This is a genomic window from Paraburkholderia bryophila, assembly GCF_013409255.1.
GTDB lineage: Bacteria > Pseudomonadota > Gammaproteobacteria > Burkholderiales > Burkholderiaceae > Paraburkholderia.
Genome location: NZ_JACCAS010000001.1, coordinates 1,159,427 through 1,172,718 on the forward strand (window position 1 = coordinate 1,159,427; position 13,292 = coordinate 1,172,718).

At 61.8% G+C, this 13,292-nt stretch carries 15 protein-coding genes and 1 riboswitch; of the genes, 4 read left to right on the forward strand and 11 right to left on the reverse strand.

The window, feature by feature from the left end; genetic code table 11:
• Positions 1-32: 32 nt before the first annotated feature.
• The 4 genes from GGD40_RS05200 to GGD40_RS05215 form a co-directional block, all read right to left on the reverse strand.
• A complete protein-coding gene (locus tag GGD40_RS05200; protein ID WP_179742995.1) occupies positions 33-242 on the reverse strand; it encodes a hypothetical protein in 210 nt (69 codons plus the stop codon).
• Positions 243-374: 132 nt separating this feature from the next.
• Positions 375-656, reverse strand: a complete 282-nt coding sequence (locus tag GGD40_RS05205; protein ID WP_176057989.1) for a hypothetical protein — start codon at positions 654-656, stop codon at positions 375-377.
• Positions 653-1,135, reverse strand: coding sequence for a DUF2778 domain-containing protein (locus tag GGD40_RS05210; RefSeq protein ID WP_179742996.1), 483 nt, complete (start codon positions 1,133-1,135; stop codon positions 653-655). The genes GGD40_RS05205 and GGD40_RS05210 overlap by 4 nt, the downstream gene beginning before the upstream one ends.
• Positions 1,136-1,845: 710 nt before the next feature.
• A complete protein-coding gene (locus GGD40_RS05215) occupies positions 1,846-2,457 on the reverse strand; it encodes an alpha/beta fold hydrolase (RefSeq protein WP_179742997.1) in 612 nt (203 codons plus the stop codon).
• 322 nt (positions 2,458-2,779) lie between these two features.
• Here GGD40_RS05215 and GGD40_RS05220 point away from each other — a divergent pair, with 322 nt between their 5' ends.
• A complete protein-coding gene (locus GGD40_RS05220) occupies positions 2,780-3,724 on the forward strand; it encodes a cupin domain-containing protein (RefSeq protein WP_179742998.1) in 945 nt (314 codons plus the stop codon).
• Here GGD40_RS05220 and GGD40_RS05225 read toward each other — a convergent pair.
• Together GGD40_RS05225 and GGD40_RS05230 are read right to left on the reverse strand one after the other, a co-directional pair.
• Positions 3,721-4,680, reverse strand: coding sequence for a LysR family transcriptional regulator (locus GGD40_RS05225; protein ID WP_179742999.1), 960 nt, complete (start codon positions 4,678-4,680; stop codon positions 3,721-3,723). The genes GGD40_RS05220 and GGD40_RS05225 overlap by 4 nt on opposite strands.
• A gap of 291 nt (positions 4,681-4,971) precedes the next feature.
• Positions 4,972-5,823 carry a tetrahydrofolate dehydrogenase/cyclohydrolase catalytic domain-containing protein gene (locus GGD40_RS05230; RefSeq protein ID WP_179743000.1) on the reverse strand — a complete coding sequence of 284 codons (852 nt, stop codon included), beginning with the start codon at positions 5,821-5,823 and terminating at the stop codon, positions 4,972-4,974.
• A 155-nt stretch (positions 5,824-5,978) separates the two neighbouring features.
• A riboswitch (ZMP/ZTP riboswitch) is annotated at positions 5,979-6,062 on the reverse strand.
• 396 nt (positions 6,063-6,458) lie between these two features.
• Between GGD40_RS05230 and GGD40_RS05235 the strand changes: the two genes are divergently transcribed.
• Both GGD40_RS05235 and GGD40_RS05240 read left to right on the forward strand, forming a co-directional pair.
• Positions 6,459-6,740: a hypothetical protein gene (locus GGD40_RS05235; protein ID WP_179743001.1), complete on the forward strand. Its 282-nt coding sequence runs from the start codon at positions 6,459-6,461 to the stop codon at positions 6,738-6,740.
• A 38-nt stretch (positions 6,741-6,778) separates the two neighbouring features.
• A complete protein-coding gene (locus GGD40_RS05240) occupies positions 6,779-7,183 on the forward strand; it encodes a DUF2471 domain-containing protein (protein ID WP_179743002.1) in 405 nt (134 codons plus the stop codon).
• Between the two features lie 100 nt (positions 7,184-7,283).
• Here GGD40_RS05240 and GGD40_RS05245 read toward each other — a convergent pair whose 3' ends face one another.
• A complete protein-coding gene (locus GGD40_RS05245; RefSeq protein ID WP_105509998.1) occupies positions 7,284-7,751 on the reverse strand; it encodes an Lrp/AsnC family transcriptional regulator in 468 nt (155 codons plus the stop codon).
• Positions 7,752-7,889: 138 nt separating this feature from the next.
• Here GGD40_RS05245 and GGD40_RS05250 point away from each other — a divergent pair, with 138 nt between their 5' ends.
• Entirely contained in the window at positions 7,890-8,456 is a 567-nt protein-coding gene (locus tag GGD40_RS05250; protein ID WP_179743003.1) for a cysteine dioxygenase family protein, read from the forward strand.
• Between the two features lie 147 nt (positions 8,457-8,603).
• Here the strand turns inward: GGD40_RS05250 and GGD40_RS05255 are convergent, their stop codons facing one another.
• The 4 genes from GGD40_RS05255 to GGD40_RS05270 form a co-directional block, all read right to left on the reverse strand.
• Positions 8,604-11,252 (reverse strand): mechanosensitive ion channel family protein, encoded by a 2,649-nt coding sequence (locus tag GGD40_RS05255; RefSeq protein WP_179743004.1) that lies wholly within the window; start codon positions 11,250-11,252, stop codon positions 8,604-8,606.
• Between the two features lie 174 nt (positions 11,253-11,426).
• On the reverse strand, positions 11,427-12,074 hold the full coding sequence (locus GGD40_RS05260) for an NAD(P)-dependent oxidoreductase (protein ID WP_179743005.1): 648 nt from the start codon (positions 12,072-12,074) through the stop codon (positions 11,427-11,429).
• A 132-nt stretch (positions 12,075-12,206) separates the two neighbouring features.
• A complete protein-coding gene (locus GGD40_RS05265; RefSeq protein ID WP_179743006.1) occupies positions 12,207-12,686 on the reverse strand; it encodes an Rrf2 family transcriptional regulator in 480 nt (159 codons plus the stop codon).
• A gap of 88 nt (positions 12,687-12,774) precedes the next feature.
• Positions 12,775-13,254, reverse strand: coding sequence for a hypothetical protein (locus tag GGD40_RS05270; RefSeq protein WP_179743007.1), 480 nt, complete (start codon positions 13,252-13,254; stop codon positions 12,775-12,777).
• Positions 13,255-13,292: the final 38 nt, after the last annotated feature.

Consider the following 13,292-nt stretch of genomic DNA (forward strand, 5'->3'; position numbering starts at 1 on the left):
CTGAGCGACGGATTGCCGCGGTGAGCGCAGGCTTACTGCGCGGCGCCGCTGGCTGGCTTCGCGACTGTCGCTGCTGCTGCCGCGTCCGATGAAATCGTCGATGCGGGCGCATTCTCGCTGTCGAACTCGCGCTTCTCGGTGATCGCGTTGTAGAACAGCGTGGCGATCACCAGCAACACCGCGACCACGATGAAGATCGCAATGCCGATGGTCGGGTTCTTCTTGCGCGGGGGTTTGTTCATGAGGCGGACTCGGTTCGCGAACAGTCGCGGTTGGTGTCGGGGAAGGCGGCATTCTACGCCGAGTGAGCTTGCGTGGGGCTTGCAGTGGGTGGGCTTGGAGGGCGTGAGCCGAGCGATTGGACGACGGCTGCCTCACGTGTTCGCCCGCATGTCCTTGTATCGACCAATCAGGCGACGTGCAAACCACACCAGAATCAGCGACAGCGCGAAGCTGACAAGCAGAATGACGTCAATGACGATGTTCTCGTCATCCTCAATGCCGACCGCTCCACACAGGCGCAGTAACGGGGCAAACGCGTCCCACCCCGCGCCGCTCGCAAGCCACTGGCTGAACCAGGGGCTTCGACCAATGGCGATGGATATCGGCAGTGTCAATATCAAAGCCAGCGCGACGGAAACGAATGTTCTTTTCATCTAACGATGACCTTGCCGTAGTAGTTCGTTTGCGTGCCGGGAATCTTGCCGGTCTTTTGCTGTTTGAGCCATACGCGAAGCCGATTAAAAATTTCGGGATTCGGCAGCGTTATACAACCATCGCTCTTCCCCCAGTACCCCACCGGATGAAGACGAAAATTTCCGCGACGCACGCCATTGATAACAGTGTAGTCGTCAATCGGGCCATCGCTACGGTAAAGAGCGAACCATTCATTTCGATGCGTCCCAGCGATGACGTCGCGCAGCCCTTCCTCCAGACTGCCAAGACGTCCACCGCTTGGGCGATCAACGATATAGTAAGTTCCCATAGGAAGCGGACCTTTTTCGGCCACAGCAGTCGCGTTGGGATCGTTGATATACCTATCAGTACCGGAGAAGGCTGGCACTCCGCCGAAACCTGGGCAAAACAAACTCGACATGTGCTGCGAGTTAAGCGTGAAGAAGCAAACGGCGGGCATTTTGTTTTTCCGATCGATAAGCTGTTGACGTTTTTTACGCGCGACTACTGGCAGGGCAAAACGCTATCACGGAGAACACATGCCACCTGTAAATTCAGGTCAACGGAACCCACGTTTGGGAAGCACACTGGCCTGCTATGCTTCCCCGAAGCTGAGGGAGAAACAATGACCAGGCTATTTTCCGTTTTACTGCCCATTTTTTGGGCGGGTGCGCAATCGAGGGCATAGGCTGGCAGGGACATGTCGACGCCTATGACAACGCGGCCGCGGCTGGCAGCGAATACGCCGCGCTGAATCGTGGAAACCGTGATTCAGTGTGGTACTCGGGATGGTGTGCAGCGATCGAACCACACTTTGCGCGAATGAGCGACGTGCATGAGCGTGTTGACCACTATTGTCAGGCTATGCAGCGCCAACCCGATAACGCCGCCTCAATTCAGACTGATCTGGTATCGACACTGATTGCGGGTGGAACTTCGGCGCATGACTCTCGCAATTCCGCCTACGCGGCTTTCGGCGCATCAATGCAGGCTCAACAGATGAAGCAGGTCCACTGCACGTCGACCCAATACGGCACAACCACTAATACTGATTGCCGGTGATCGGTTAGACCATACGTTCCGGGGACGGTCGCCGCATTGAAATTCCGTAGTCGGCCCATCTCTGCCATTGGCCTATTTGAAAAGCAGACGCCCTCGGCAACTCCCACCTTAAGTCCGCAACAAGTGCGCGTCAACAATCGGCGCAAGTTGTTGTGCATGAACATTCGCCAGATCATGATTGCCACCAGAGACCACATGCAACCGCGCATCCGGCAACAATTCAAAAAGTCGCTGGCCGACTGCGACCGGACTGAACGGATCCGCATCTCCCCAGAGCAAAAGAACCGGTTGAGACATGCCTCGCAGTTCAGGCGTTAAATCCGACTTGAAAGACACAAACCAATCCGGCAGCGATGAGTTGGCCCCAACGAATCCGTGGCGCCAATCCTGTGCGCCTAATCCATTCATGTCGATCCCGCCGGATGTGACTGTCAGAACCAGATGAGTGACCCTCTCCGGCTTTTCCAATGCTGCCAGAACAGCGATGACCCCGCCCATCGATTGAGCGATTAAAGCAGTCGGCTGGTCAATGTGGGACACCACCGTTCGGACGAGGTCGTCAAAATTATTGACGTCTGGAACGGAAGGCTCCTGGCCAAATCCCGGATAGCCCAGGATGACCTTGGAGCCGCTAATAGTTAGCTGATTCGCCAACGGCCGCCAGAACTCGGTATTGCCCGAAGCGCCTGGCAGGAAGAGCAGTTTCGATGGTGTTGGCACGCGTTGTTTCTCCAATGTCCGGATTGGTGTGTAGCGCCGAGAATACGCCGATGGTCGCAAAAAACTTTCGGCAACAGTCCAACGGCCACAAATGGCGAGCCGGACCCCGTCCGCCGAATGTGCCCGAGCAAACCGTGGCCGACCACGAACAGCCAGCGGCTCTCCCGAAGCGGACCCACAGCGTGCCCTTTTGTGCAAAGGTGATTTCGATATCCGGCACTTCTGAGGCCGGCGCTCCACACCTATAGTCAGCTCAGCTTTCGGACGCCAGCCCCAACTTCAGAGGCCCGCACGAAGCATCCCCATTCAACAGGAGCTGACTATGTTGACAAGAACGTCCCCGACGCCTCCCGCCGAACTCGCTGCCGCCACTGCGGACGCGCAATACTTCGAATACACGTCGTCCGCCAATCCGATCGGCGCGAAGCTCATTTCGCGCGTGCCTTTCCGCAGCTTCCAGCCTTCGCTCTACGCGGACGGCGCGACCCGCATCGTCCCACTCGATCTTTCCGCTGATTTGGGCTGCCTCGGTCCCGCGACGGGTCCTGGGTTGAGCGCCAGTTTCCTGCGCATCAACGCGGCAGAGGCATTGACGCTCGCGCCGAATGCGACCTCGCAGGTCTGCTACGTCATCAGCGGAACCGGCAGCGTGGCCCAGGGCGAGAGCCGCTTTCCGTTCGCGCAGGGCGATTTCTTCACGCTGCCTGGCGGCGACACTGCAGTGTTCACCGCCGACGCGACCGCCACGCTCTATTACGTGAACGACGCTCCGCTGCTCACCTATCTCGGTACAACGGGCGTCCAGCCGCGCTTTGCCCCAACGCTCTACCCCGCCGCCCAGACCCAGGCGGAATTGCGCAAGGTCTCGGAAGAAGCCAACGCGGGGCTCCGCAACCGCATCAGCGTGCTGATGGGCAACGTCAATTTCCCGCAGACGCGTACGGTCACGCATGTATTGTGGGCGATGTTCGGTATCGTGCCGCCCCACTCCGTGCAGAAGCCGCACCGCCACCAGTCCATCGCGCTCGACTTCATCGCCGGTGGCAATCCAGGCGTCTACACGCTGGTCGGCACGGAACTGGATGAGAACGGCAACATTGCCAATCCGACACGCGTCGATTGGGAAGCCGGGATGGCATTCGTTACGCCGCCGGGCTACTGGCACGCGCACTTCAATGAAACAGATGAAAGCGCCTATGTGATTCCGATCCAGGATGCCGGCTTGCAGACATGGCTACGCACGCTCGACATCCGCTTCGCGCGTTAAGTCTGAAGCTCCAGTGCGAGTCCGTCGTCCCAGTACGGCGGCTCGCCAATCACCTCGGCGTAGTAAGCCACGAAGGCACGTACCTTCGACGAGACGATTTTCTTCGGTGGATAGACTGCCCAGATCGCGGGTTCGGCGCGTCCCGTGCGCGCTTCCCATTCAGGCAGTACGTGTAGCAGACGCCCTTCGCGCAGAGCCGTGGACGCGAGCCACGTCGGTAGAAGCGCAAGGCCGCAGCCGGCCACGGCGAGTTCCAGCACAGCTTCGGAGTCGTCTGCGCGCAAGCGCCCCTGCAATTGCACCGGCACTTGCGTCTGCTCTGACGACCTCTTTGCATTGGCCCTGCGCGTGAACGACCATGTGTCGTCCGGCAACAGCGACAGACGAAGCGTATCGTGCGCGGACAGATCTTCAGGGACATTCGGCGTGCTGCTACGCTGCAAATACGCCGGGCTGCCGCACACGATACGACGATGCGGAGCAATGCGTTTCGCCATCAACGACGAATCGGACAGCGCACCGATACGGATCGCCAGATCAATGCCGACTTCGATCATATTGAGCGTTTCGTCGGTCGATACCATATCGAGGTCGATGTCGGGATAGCGCGTCATGAACGCCGGCAGGTGCGGCACGATATGCCGGCGCCCGAATGCCGAGGGCATCGTGACGCGCAGCACGCCTTGCGGTGTGAGATTCAGTGACGACGTGACCTGCCGCGCGTCATCGAGCGCCTGTAGGGCAACCATGGCGTGCTCACGAAACAGCCTACCGCCCTCCGTCAGGACGAGCCCGCGCGTCGACCGGTTAAACAGGGCAATGCCCAGATCGTTTTCTAGCGCACTCACGTAGCGTGAAATGGTCGACGTCTTGACTGCCATTTCAACGGCCGTCTTGCTGAAGCTCTGCAGTTCCGCTGCGCAAACGAAGGCCCGTACTGCGGCAAAATAATCCATGGCATTTCTGACGCGAATCGAGCGTTCCGCAAGGGACTTCACGAAGTGAGGACCGGAACCCGCGCAACGCGCTGCCCGCGAAAATTCGGTGCATGCGCGCGAACTGGATAATCCGGATTTGCTTAGGCCGGTAGTGTACTTGTACCGCGCTGCTAACGTGAAGAGGCGTTGATCACAGCGTCAAAGCCATAGGAGCAGTTCGGCCAGCGCTCGTCAGGCGGTTGCCAGAGCTTGCGACGAACTTCCCTTGTCGACCCGCAGCGGCCCGTCAACTTTGTCGGCAGCGGACACTCATTGGATGGTTGACCACACACGTTCCGCGGCACCGAGGGTTTGGGCGATAAGCGTTGAAATCGTCATCGGCCCCACCCCTCCCGGAACCGGCGTCACCGCCGCGCATCGACCCATCAGACCATCGGGATGGATGTCACCTATGCCTCCGGTATGGTAACCAGCATCGATAACAATTGCTCCGTCGCTAATCCAGTCGCTACGAATGAAGTTCGGCTTACCTACCGCGCCGACGATGAGTTGGGCACGTCGAATTTCCGCCTCAAGATTTGACGTCTTCGAATGGCATAGCGTGACCGTCGCGTTCGCATTCGATAGCATAAGCGCCATCGGTTTCCCGAGAATGGGACTGCGCCCTACGACCACGGCCCGCTTGCCAGATACATCGATCTTGTAATGAGCCAGCAAGCGCATGATTCCGGCGGGCGTTGCCGACCCGAATGCGGGTTCGCCTAACGCCATCAAGCCAAAGCCGTGGCTGGTGACGCCATCAACATCCTTGGAGATGGATATTCTGTCGAAGCAGAGGCGTTCGTCCACATGTGCAGGCACCGGGTGCTGAAGCAGAATGCCATGCACCGCCTGGTTGGCATTGAGCCTGTTTATCGCGGAAAGCACGTCGTCCGTCGTTGCGCTCGCAGACAACTTAATCACGATCGAGTCCATACCGACTCTCCGGCATGCACTGCCCTTCATGCTGACGTAGGTCGCGGACGAAGGATCGTCTCCTACAAGGATCGTGGCCAGTATGGGTGTCTGCCCGCCATTTCTTGCCTTGAGGGCCGCAACGTGTTCGGACAATTCCCGCTCGTGCAACGCCGCTACTGCTTTACCGTCGAGAAGTATGCTCATGCGTTTTCCCCTTGCGTGGCCAATTTGGAACCGGCAAGGCTCAAATACTGAACAGGGCAAAGCGCGTGTAATTGGGAGCGCGATTGATTAAGCGCGAGCCGCGTGGGCAGAGAATGGATTTGGGCAATCATCATGGGCAGTCTCAAAGAGATTAATCAAAATGCCCAGGCGAACGGCGTTCTACCGTCTACGCTTCCCGATGGTGACCCATCTATTGCTCGCCAGTCACGTAGAAGCGCTATCTTAGTCGGTTTTTTTGTGGCTACGCAAACCGGCGCGCTACATACGTCTCTATGCCAGGAGCGGCTGCTTCCGGCGAGTCCGCCCAGACTTCGCCGACATCGGAAACGACTCATCGGCCCTGCTCGAGGCAGCGCTTGCACATCGCGGACAGGCTCTCCGGCATTTCCTCCATCGGTCATTCCTCACGAATGGTTCCTGACGGGAAAGTGTGCTGTCAGCGCGGCGTGCCCGACACCATGGGAAAAAGCGGCCGATGCCGGGGGTCGGCATCCGAAGAATCCCTACCCCGAGGCAGGAACAGTTTCCCCCTCTCTGATAGGTCCAACTTTCGACTTGCATCCCGGTCAAATACTGTATAAATTTACAGCTGTATGCCCATACAGGATCAGGCCATGACCTACCTTATACGCATCTTGAACGACGGTGATCGCGAAACGCTTGCCTGGTTGTGCAAGCATGTCGGGGACGTCCGCGTAGCGGCTGCTGCGCGAGATCTAGGCGGCAGCGGCAAGCCGTATGTGTCCGCGGTGTGCCGCTATCTCGGCGTGCGTCCACCGGCGCTGCGGCAGCACAGCCAACCCGTTGGAGATTGCACGGTCGGGGACAGTCATCTCGCCCAGATCCGCCTGTTGCTGGCGCAGCGAACTCAGGCGCCTTTGAAGCAGCGCCTTTGAAGCTGCCCGTTGACCCGAGCCCCAAGGAAGATACCTGCATGATCAACGCCACTGACCTCGATTCGGATGCCGGTCAAATCAACTCTGTCGCCCTCGAACGTGCGCTTCGAAGCGCTTCGCTAGACCTCCAGCAGATCATGGCAACGACCGCCGGTCGTCACATCGACAGCGGCCGGCGCCGTTACTCAAGTAGCGCGCAATCGCCGACCTGGCGCACGCTGCAGACGATCGATGAACTGGTCTTCGAAAATCGCGGCTTCGTGGCCAGGCACAATGAGACAGTCCGTTCGATGTTTCTACGATTCGGCGACAGTCGCCTGTCGGGCGCGGATCTCGACGAGCCCGTCGACTGGCGGCTTGATGATGACGACCTGCCCACGGTTTATCTGATCGTGCGAGCCATGGTGCAGGCCGAGACGGCGGATGCGACGACTGCGGAGTAAGACGTCGACGGCGGGTACGGGGGTGCTCGGCTGAATCGGCTGTTGAGGTCGAGGGTTCAGCCGGCGCACCGCCGGCTAAGCATTCCCCGCCACGCGGCGCTCACGCCGTATACCTCACCGGCAGCGCCGTCGAATACTTGATCTGCTCCATCGCAAAACTGGAACTCACGTCATAAAGCGGCACGGCGGCAATAAGAAGCTTATAAACCCGGTCATAGTCATCGATATCCGACACCACGACCCGCAGCAGATAATCGGTCTCCCCGCTCATCCGATAAACCTCCACCACCTCCGGTATCTGCTGCACCGCGCGCGTGAAGGTCTGCGCCCACTCCTCCGTATGCTGGTTCGTGCGCACCGCGACGAACACCGTCGTGCCCACCCCGAGCTTGCGCGCATCGCATAGCGCCACCTGCGCGCGAATCACGCCGGCCTCCTTCAGGCGCTGCAGCCGCTTCCAGCAAGGCGTTTGCGACAGATTCACGCGCTGCGCCAGCTCGGCGATCGGCATCGTCGCATCCTCCTGCAGCAGCTCCAACAGCTTCCGGTCGATGATATCCATTCCCATCATGACACCCCCATAGGAAATTATTCTACTTTTGAGACTCCGAGGGGAATTATATGGAAACTCTTTCTCCGAGCAAACGGGTATAAATGTCGCTATCCGAAAATAACTCCCAGACAGCCACCCGGCTGCGCAACGATCATGAGCCAAGCCCTTCGTACCGCCCCCCTCGCCCATCTGTGCGATGCGCTCGACGCGATCTTCGAGGCCTGCGCGGCATTCCCCGAGCCGTCGGATTCCACGTTCTTCGCGCGCAGCATGCGCATTGCGCTTGCTGACGCCGCCGCCCACCCCGACTTGCTGACGTCGGCGCAACGCGAAGGCGCGGCGGAAAACTACCGCCGCCATCTGCTGGCCGCCGATCCGCACGGCCGCTATGCGATCGCCGCGCTGGTGTGGCTGCCGCAACAGGCGAGTCCCGTCCACGCGCATCACACATGGTGCGGCTATGCGGTGCTGGACGGCACGCTGAGCGAAACGGTATTCGAATGGAACGGCGCACAGCATTGCGCCAGCGCGACGCGTACGCAAGCGCGCAAGCACGGCGCGGTGTCGTTCGTGCGCGGCGGCCGTGGCGGGATTCATCAGTTGGGCAATCGCAGCGATGCGCCGGCCGTCTCGCTGCATGTGTACGGCGTCGCGGGCGCGCAGATTTCGACGCACGTCAACGACATCGTCCGCACGGCCGATGCACCGGCGCTGGTCTAATAGATCGCGCTAAACGTACGTCCTGATCTGGCCGCAGCGAGACACTTTCACTGCGGCAAAAGACGTCAACGCGTCAGCCGGTCAGACACGGTTAGACACGTCACTCACCGCAACAACTGCCGTCGACCCAATCCGCGGCAACGTCTCTCAACTCTTCCCGCCCGCTTCGCCAGCCGTAGGAATCTGCGGCGGAATCGGCGCGGTCTGTCCGGTCGGCGGCGGTGCCGGACGCGGCTCGTGCGACACGTCGCGCGCCACCGCCAACGGCGCATGCACACCCCGCGCCGCCGCACCTGAACCCGAGCCCGAACCCGTCTCCGCATGCCCATGCCCATGCGGCACGAACCCGGACATCTCATCGTCCTGCAAAGGCTGCCCTTCGCTATCCTTCGACGACGTATACACCCGCATCTGCGGCACCGGAATCTCAATGCCGGCTTCGTCCATCTTGCGTTTGAGCCTCAGATTGAACGCACGTGCGACGCTCCATTGCTGCAGCGGCCGCGTCTTGATCTGCCCTTTCACGACCATCCAGTTCGGATCGAAACGGTCGAGTCCCCACACCTCGATCGGCCCAAGCATCTCGCGCCGGTAACGGAAATCGGCCATCAGATCGGCGCCGACTTCGCGGATCAACTGCGTGATCTCATCGACGTCGGTAGAGAACGACATGCGCACCTCGAACACGGCGTATGCGAAATCACGCGACAGGTTCTTGACGATCTTGATCTGCGAGAACGGAATCGCGTGGATTGCGCCCTGCCCGTCGCGCAAACGCACGGTCCGGATCGACAGATGCTCGACCGTGCCCGCATGGCCACCGTCCACGTCGATCCAGTCGCCGACCGAAATCGTATCTTCGATAATGATGAACAGCCCCGTGATCAGGTCGGTCACGAGCGACTGCGCGCCGAACCCGATCGCGAGACCGATCACCCCGGCGCCCGCCAGCAGCGGCGTCACGTTGATCCCGAGGTTGGCCGCCGTGACGATGCCGGCGACCGTCATGATCGACACCAGCAGCACGTTGCGCACGAGCGGCAGCATCGTGCGGGCCCGCATGCTGGGACCGCGCCCCTTGTTGCGCGAGCCGCCGGGACTGAGCGCCTCGGTGATCGCCGTGTCCACCAGAATCCACAGCAGCCACGCGATAAACACCGTGGCGATGATCGCCGTCACCGCATGCGCAATACCGCGCGCGGCGACGTTTTCCTCGATCACTTCCGCGAGCGATACGCCCCACAGGCGCGCCGCGAGTTCAAAGAAAAATAGCCAGATGAAGAGGGTCAGCAGCGTGCCGCAGAACCGCAGCAGACGCGTCAGATACGGTGAGCGGCGACGGGAGCGCGCGCTGCGCGGACGCGTCATGCGCAACACAACGGCCGACAGGAAAAACGCCAGCACCAGCAGCAGCGCGGTCACCACCGAAATCTGCAGCACGTTCTCGCTGGAACCCGAGCCGCCGAGCGTGGCGACTATCGACGCCGTGGACAACACCAGCACCGGCACGTGCCAGAGCGCGGCGAGTACATCGAACGCATCGGTAGCGGCCTTGTGGTCGTTGCGTTGCTCGTAAGGCCGGTTGCGGATCAGGTGCGCGATCGGCCGGCGGAACGCCAGCGCGAAGTAGCCGGTGAGAATCGCGGCTGTCATGTTGGCCGCCGTCGAAATCAACGCGGCGAGATTCGAGCCGAGCTGATGCGCGACGTCGTAGTTGACCGCCGCATCGCCGAGCGCCCCGCACACGCCGACCAGGAACAGCACGCGCCGCGCGTGATCGATCAGCAGGCGCACCGCCACCCGCCGATGCCCCGAGCCGAACAGCGAAAACATGATCAGGCAGATCGCCGAAAACACCGCGCCCGCGACGATCGCATACGCGACCACCATACCGAGGGTTCGGCCGAGCGCATCGGGCATCGCGCGGACAAACAGCAGCGCGGCGACAAACGCGACGATCCACGGCCCGACGCGGCGCAGCGCGAAGATCAGCAACTCGCCCGTGGTGGGGTTCGGGTTGAGCTCCATGAGAATGCCGAAGCGCCGGTACAGCCGATGCTGCACATAGACCAGCGCGCCGGCACAGGCGCCCCAACCGGCCAGCATCGCGATCATCGAGAACAGAATACGGCCGAAGCTTTCCTGGCCCTGGCCCGAGACGATCGTGTACAACTCGTTGCCGGCGGCGTTGAAGCGGCCGCCCCAATAGCGCACCGGCGTGCGGCCCTGATGCACGTCGGATTCGAACGATGCGATACCCGACGCGATCGCGCCGAGCAAGCCGGGACTCGGTTGAACCGGCGCGGGCGGCGCGACGTTCTGCGAGACGGCGCGCAGCTTCTTGAGCTGGGTGACGAGCGCAGTGCGCTGGCGGTCGTTGTCGAGCGTGGCGATCACGCTGTCGAGCGAACGCGTCAACTCCGCCTGGCTTGCGGCGGTCGGCGCGGACGCGGCGTCCGCCGCTGAAGCGCCGGACGCCGTGGCGGGAGGGTTCGCCGTCGCGCTGTTGATCAGGCTCTGCAACGCGGGAATGACCGGCGTGCTGGAGACGGCGCCGGCGGCCCAGGCGTTGGCGGGCAGCGATCCGGCGCACAGGATCAGCGCGGCGCAGAACGCGGCCGCATATGCGCCAAACCACGAGCCGAACCACGTTGCAAAGCACGCGCGAGCGCTACGGTCACGGCGGGTGCCGGGGCTGTCACGAAGCGCAGAAGATTGAAAGACGGCGTGAATCGCCGGCTGCCCGCCGTTGGACGGCGCAGCCTCGGATTCACGCCGCGATGGGCATGACTGCATGGCAATCCGTAAGAAAACGGGAGACGCCAGTGTAGCCGCAGTTTTATCGGGCGCGACCGAACATGCGTAACCGAATGTTAGGACGCTTGCGGGCTGACGCCTTCACAGGCGCGCCGCGCGTGGTCCCGTCCTACGCCGGAAAGCCAGTTCTGTCCGCCCTCAAACTCAATAAACTCAATACGCCACCGTCGCGATCTGATGAATGAAACGGCCCTGCTCCAATTCGTCGACGAAGGCGACTGCATAGTCTTCCGCCGAAATGCGGCTGTTGCCTTCCGCATCGGCCAGCAGCGTGTTCGTGCCGGTGCGGAACGTGCCCGTACGCTCGCCCGGGGCGATCAGCGCGGCCGGCGCGAAGAACGTCCAGTCGAGATCGGTGACGCTTCGGTAGTAAGTCAGCACGTCGCGATGCGCGAGCGCGACCGCTTTGTACGCGTCCGGGAAGCCTTCCGTGTCGACCAGTTGTTTGCCCGGCGCGACTTCGAGCGAACCCGCGCCGCCCACCACCACGAGGCGCTTCACGCCCGCTGCGCGCACGCCGTCCACCAGGGCCCGGGTCGCCGTGCCCACCATCGCGGCCTCCCCTTGCGGCGGCGAATACGCGCTCGCCACCACGTCATGCCCCCGCACCGCGGCGCCAACGCTCGCCGCGTCGAGCACATCGGCCTGCACCGCGGTCAGATTCGCCACGCCGGCCGGGACACGCGCCGGGTTGCGCACCAGCGCCGTCACCTGGTGCCCACGACGGGCCGCTTCCGCGGCGATTCGCGAACCGATCATGCCGGTGGCGCCAAACAACGCGATCTTCAATTGCTTGCTCATTTCGATGCTCCTGTTATTGGCTTATATGTAACCACATTGATTACATATAATGCGGAAAAAAGAGGGACCCAGGTCCCCGTTGGTTGTCAGGCGCGTGCGTCTTGTCGACAGCACATGCGCCCTCCCGTTCTGCTACTTCTTCGCGACGTCCCCGCTAGCGTGATGCGCGCGCCGCTTGCGTTCCCGCTGCCGCTCGGCCCGCACTACGTCGGCCGTGGCATCGGCCAGCGTCCGTGCGCCGAGCGATGCCTCCATGGCCAGTTGCGCGTCATCGATGATGCCGCGCAGCACACCCTGGATATGGCGCCCAACCATGCACGCCGGATTCGGCTCCTCGCGATGCAATGCAAATAATTGTCCGTCGTCCACCGCGCGATACACCTCGAGCAAGCTGATCTGCTCCGGCGGCCGCGCGAGTAGCGCGCCGCCGCCCGCGCCGAGCTGCGAGGTGGTGAGGCCCGCCTCGGCCAGCATGGACAACAGCCGCCGGATCAACGCGGGATTGGTGTTGACGCTGCCCGCGATCATCTCGGACGACAGCGGCACGCCCTCCTGCAACGACAGCAGCGCGAGCACGTGCACCGCAAATGCAAACCGGCTACTCGTATTCACAGCAAACCTGCCCGGCGACGACAATGTGTAACCATAGTAATTACATTTAAACCGGCTGTCAAACGGGCGACCCTGCCAGGCGGGTTCATCACTTGTCCATCTGCTTCTGCGCGTCGCTCGAATCGCCCGAGGACGATCCCGACGTCGACGCATTCGCCGCCGACGCCGAGCTTTGCGCCGACCAGTCTTGCAGCTTGCGCCCGGCGGTTTCGAGGCCTTGGCCGGTCAGCGAAGCGGCTTTGCCGAGTTGCGCGTTGGCCGAACTCGCCGCGATCTGCAGATTCGCTTGCGCGGTCGACGCCAACGCGCTGGGGTCGATCTTGATGGACGGCGCCGAGGCGGCCGAGTCGAGGTTCTGCTGGGCGGCGTCTTTAGTCGCGTCGACCTGCTGGCCGACGTAGCTGGCCGCCTGATCGAGCTTCTGACTGGCGACCTGCGCGGCGTTATTCAGCGTACCGGCGACCTGCCCTGCCGACGCGTCATTCTTCTGACAAGCAGCCAGCCCGCCGAATACGACGAGGACCACCGCGACACGGCGCAGCAAAGGTGAATGGAGCAATGAAATCATGGTTCTGTGTGAGCCGCGTCGGGCGGCTTCCGCTTGCG

Bases quoted from the DNA above. Each gene is read 5' to 3' on its own strand.
- GGD40_RS05200 (WP_179742995.1), bottom strand. From the start codon at position 242: ATGAACAAACCCCCGCGCAAGAAGAACCCGACCATCGGCATTGCGATC.
- GGD40_RS05205 (WP_176057989.1), bottom strand. From the start codon at position 656: ATGAAAAGAACATTCGTTTCCGTCGCGCTGGCTTTGATATTGACACTG.
- GGD40_RS05210 (WP_179742996.1), bottom strand. From the start codon at position 1,135: ATGCCCGCCGTTTGCTTCTTCACGCTTAACTCGCAGCACATGTCGAGT.
- GGD40_RS05220 (WP_179742998.1), top strand. From the start codon at position 2,780: ATGTTGACAAGAACGTCCCCGACGCCTCCCGCCGAACTCGCTGCCGCC.
- GGD40_RS05225 (WP_179742999.1), bottom strand. From the start codon at position 4,680: ATGGATTATTTTGCCGCAGTACGGGCCTTCGTTTGCGCAGCGGAACTG.
- GGD40_RS05230 (WP_179743000.1), bottom strand. From the start codon at position 5,823: ATGAGCATACTTCTCGACGGTAAAGCAGTAGCGGCGTTGCACGAGCGG.
- GGD40_RS05235 (WP_179743001.1), top strand. From the start codon at position 6,459: ATGACCTACCTTATACGCATCTTGAACGACGGTGATCGCGAAACGCTT.
- GGD40_RS05240 (WP_179743002.1), top strand. From the start codon at position 6,779: ATGATCAACGCCACTGACCTCGATTCGGATGCCGGTCAAATCAACTCT.
- GGD40_RS05245 (WP_105509998.1), bottom strand. From the start codon at position 7,751: ATGGGAATGGATATCATCGACCGGAAGCTGTTGGAGCTGCTGCAGGAG.
- GGD40_RS05250 (WP_179743003.1), top strand. From the start codon at position 7,890: ATGAGCCAAGCCCTTCGTACCGCCCCCCTCGCCCATCTGTGCGATGCG.
- GGD40_RS05255 (WP_179743004.1), bottom strand. From the start codon at position 11,252: ATGCAGTCATGCCCATCGCGGCGTGAATCCGAGGCTGCGCCGTCCAAC.
- GGD40_RS05260 (WP_179743005.1), bottom strand. From the start codon at position 12,074: ATGAGCAAGCAATTGAAGATCGCGTTGTTTGGCGCCACCGGCATGATC.
- GGD40_RS05270 (WP_179743007.1), bottom strand. From the start codon at position 13,254: ATGATTTCATTGCTCCATTCACCTTTGCTGCGCCGTGTCGCGGTGGTC.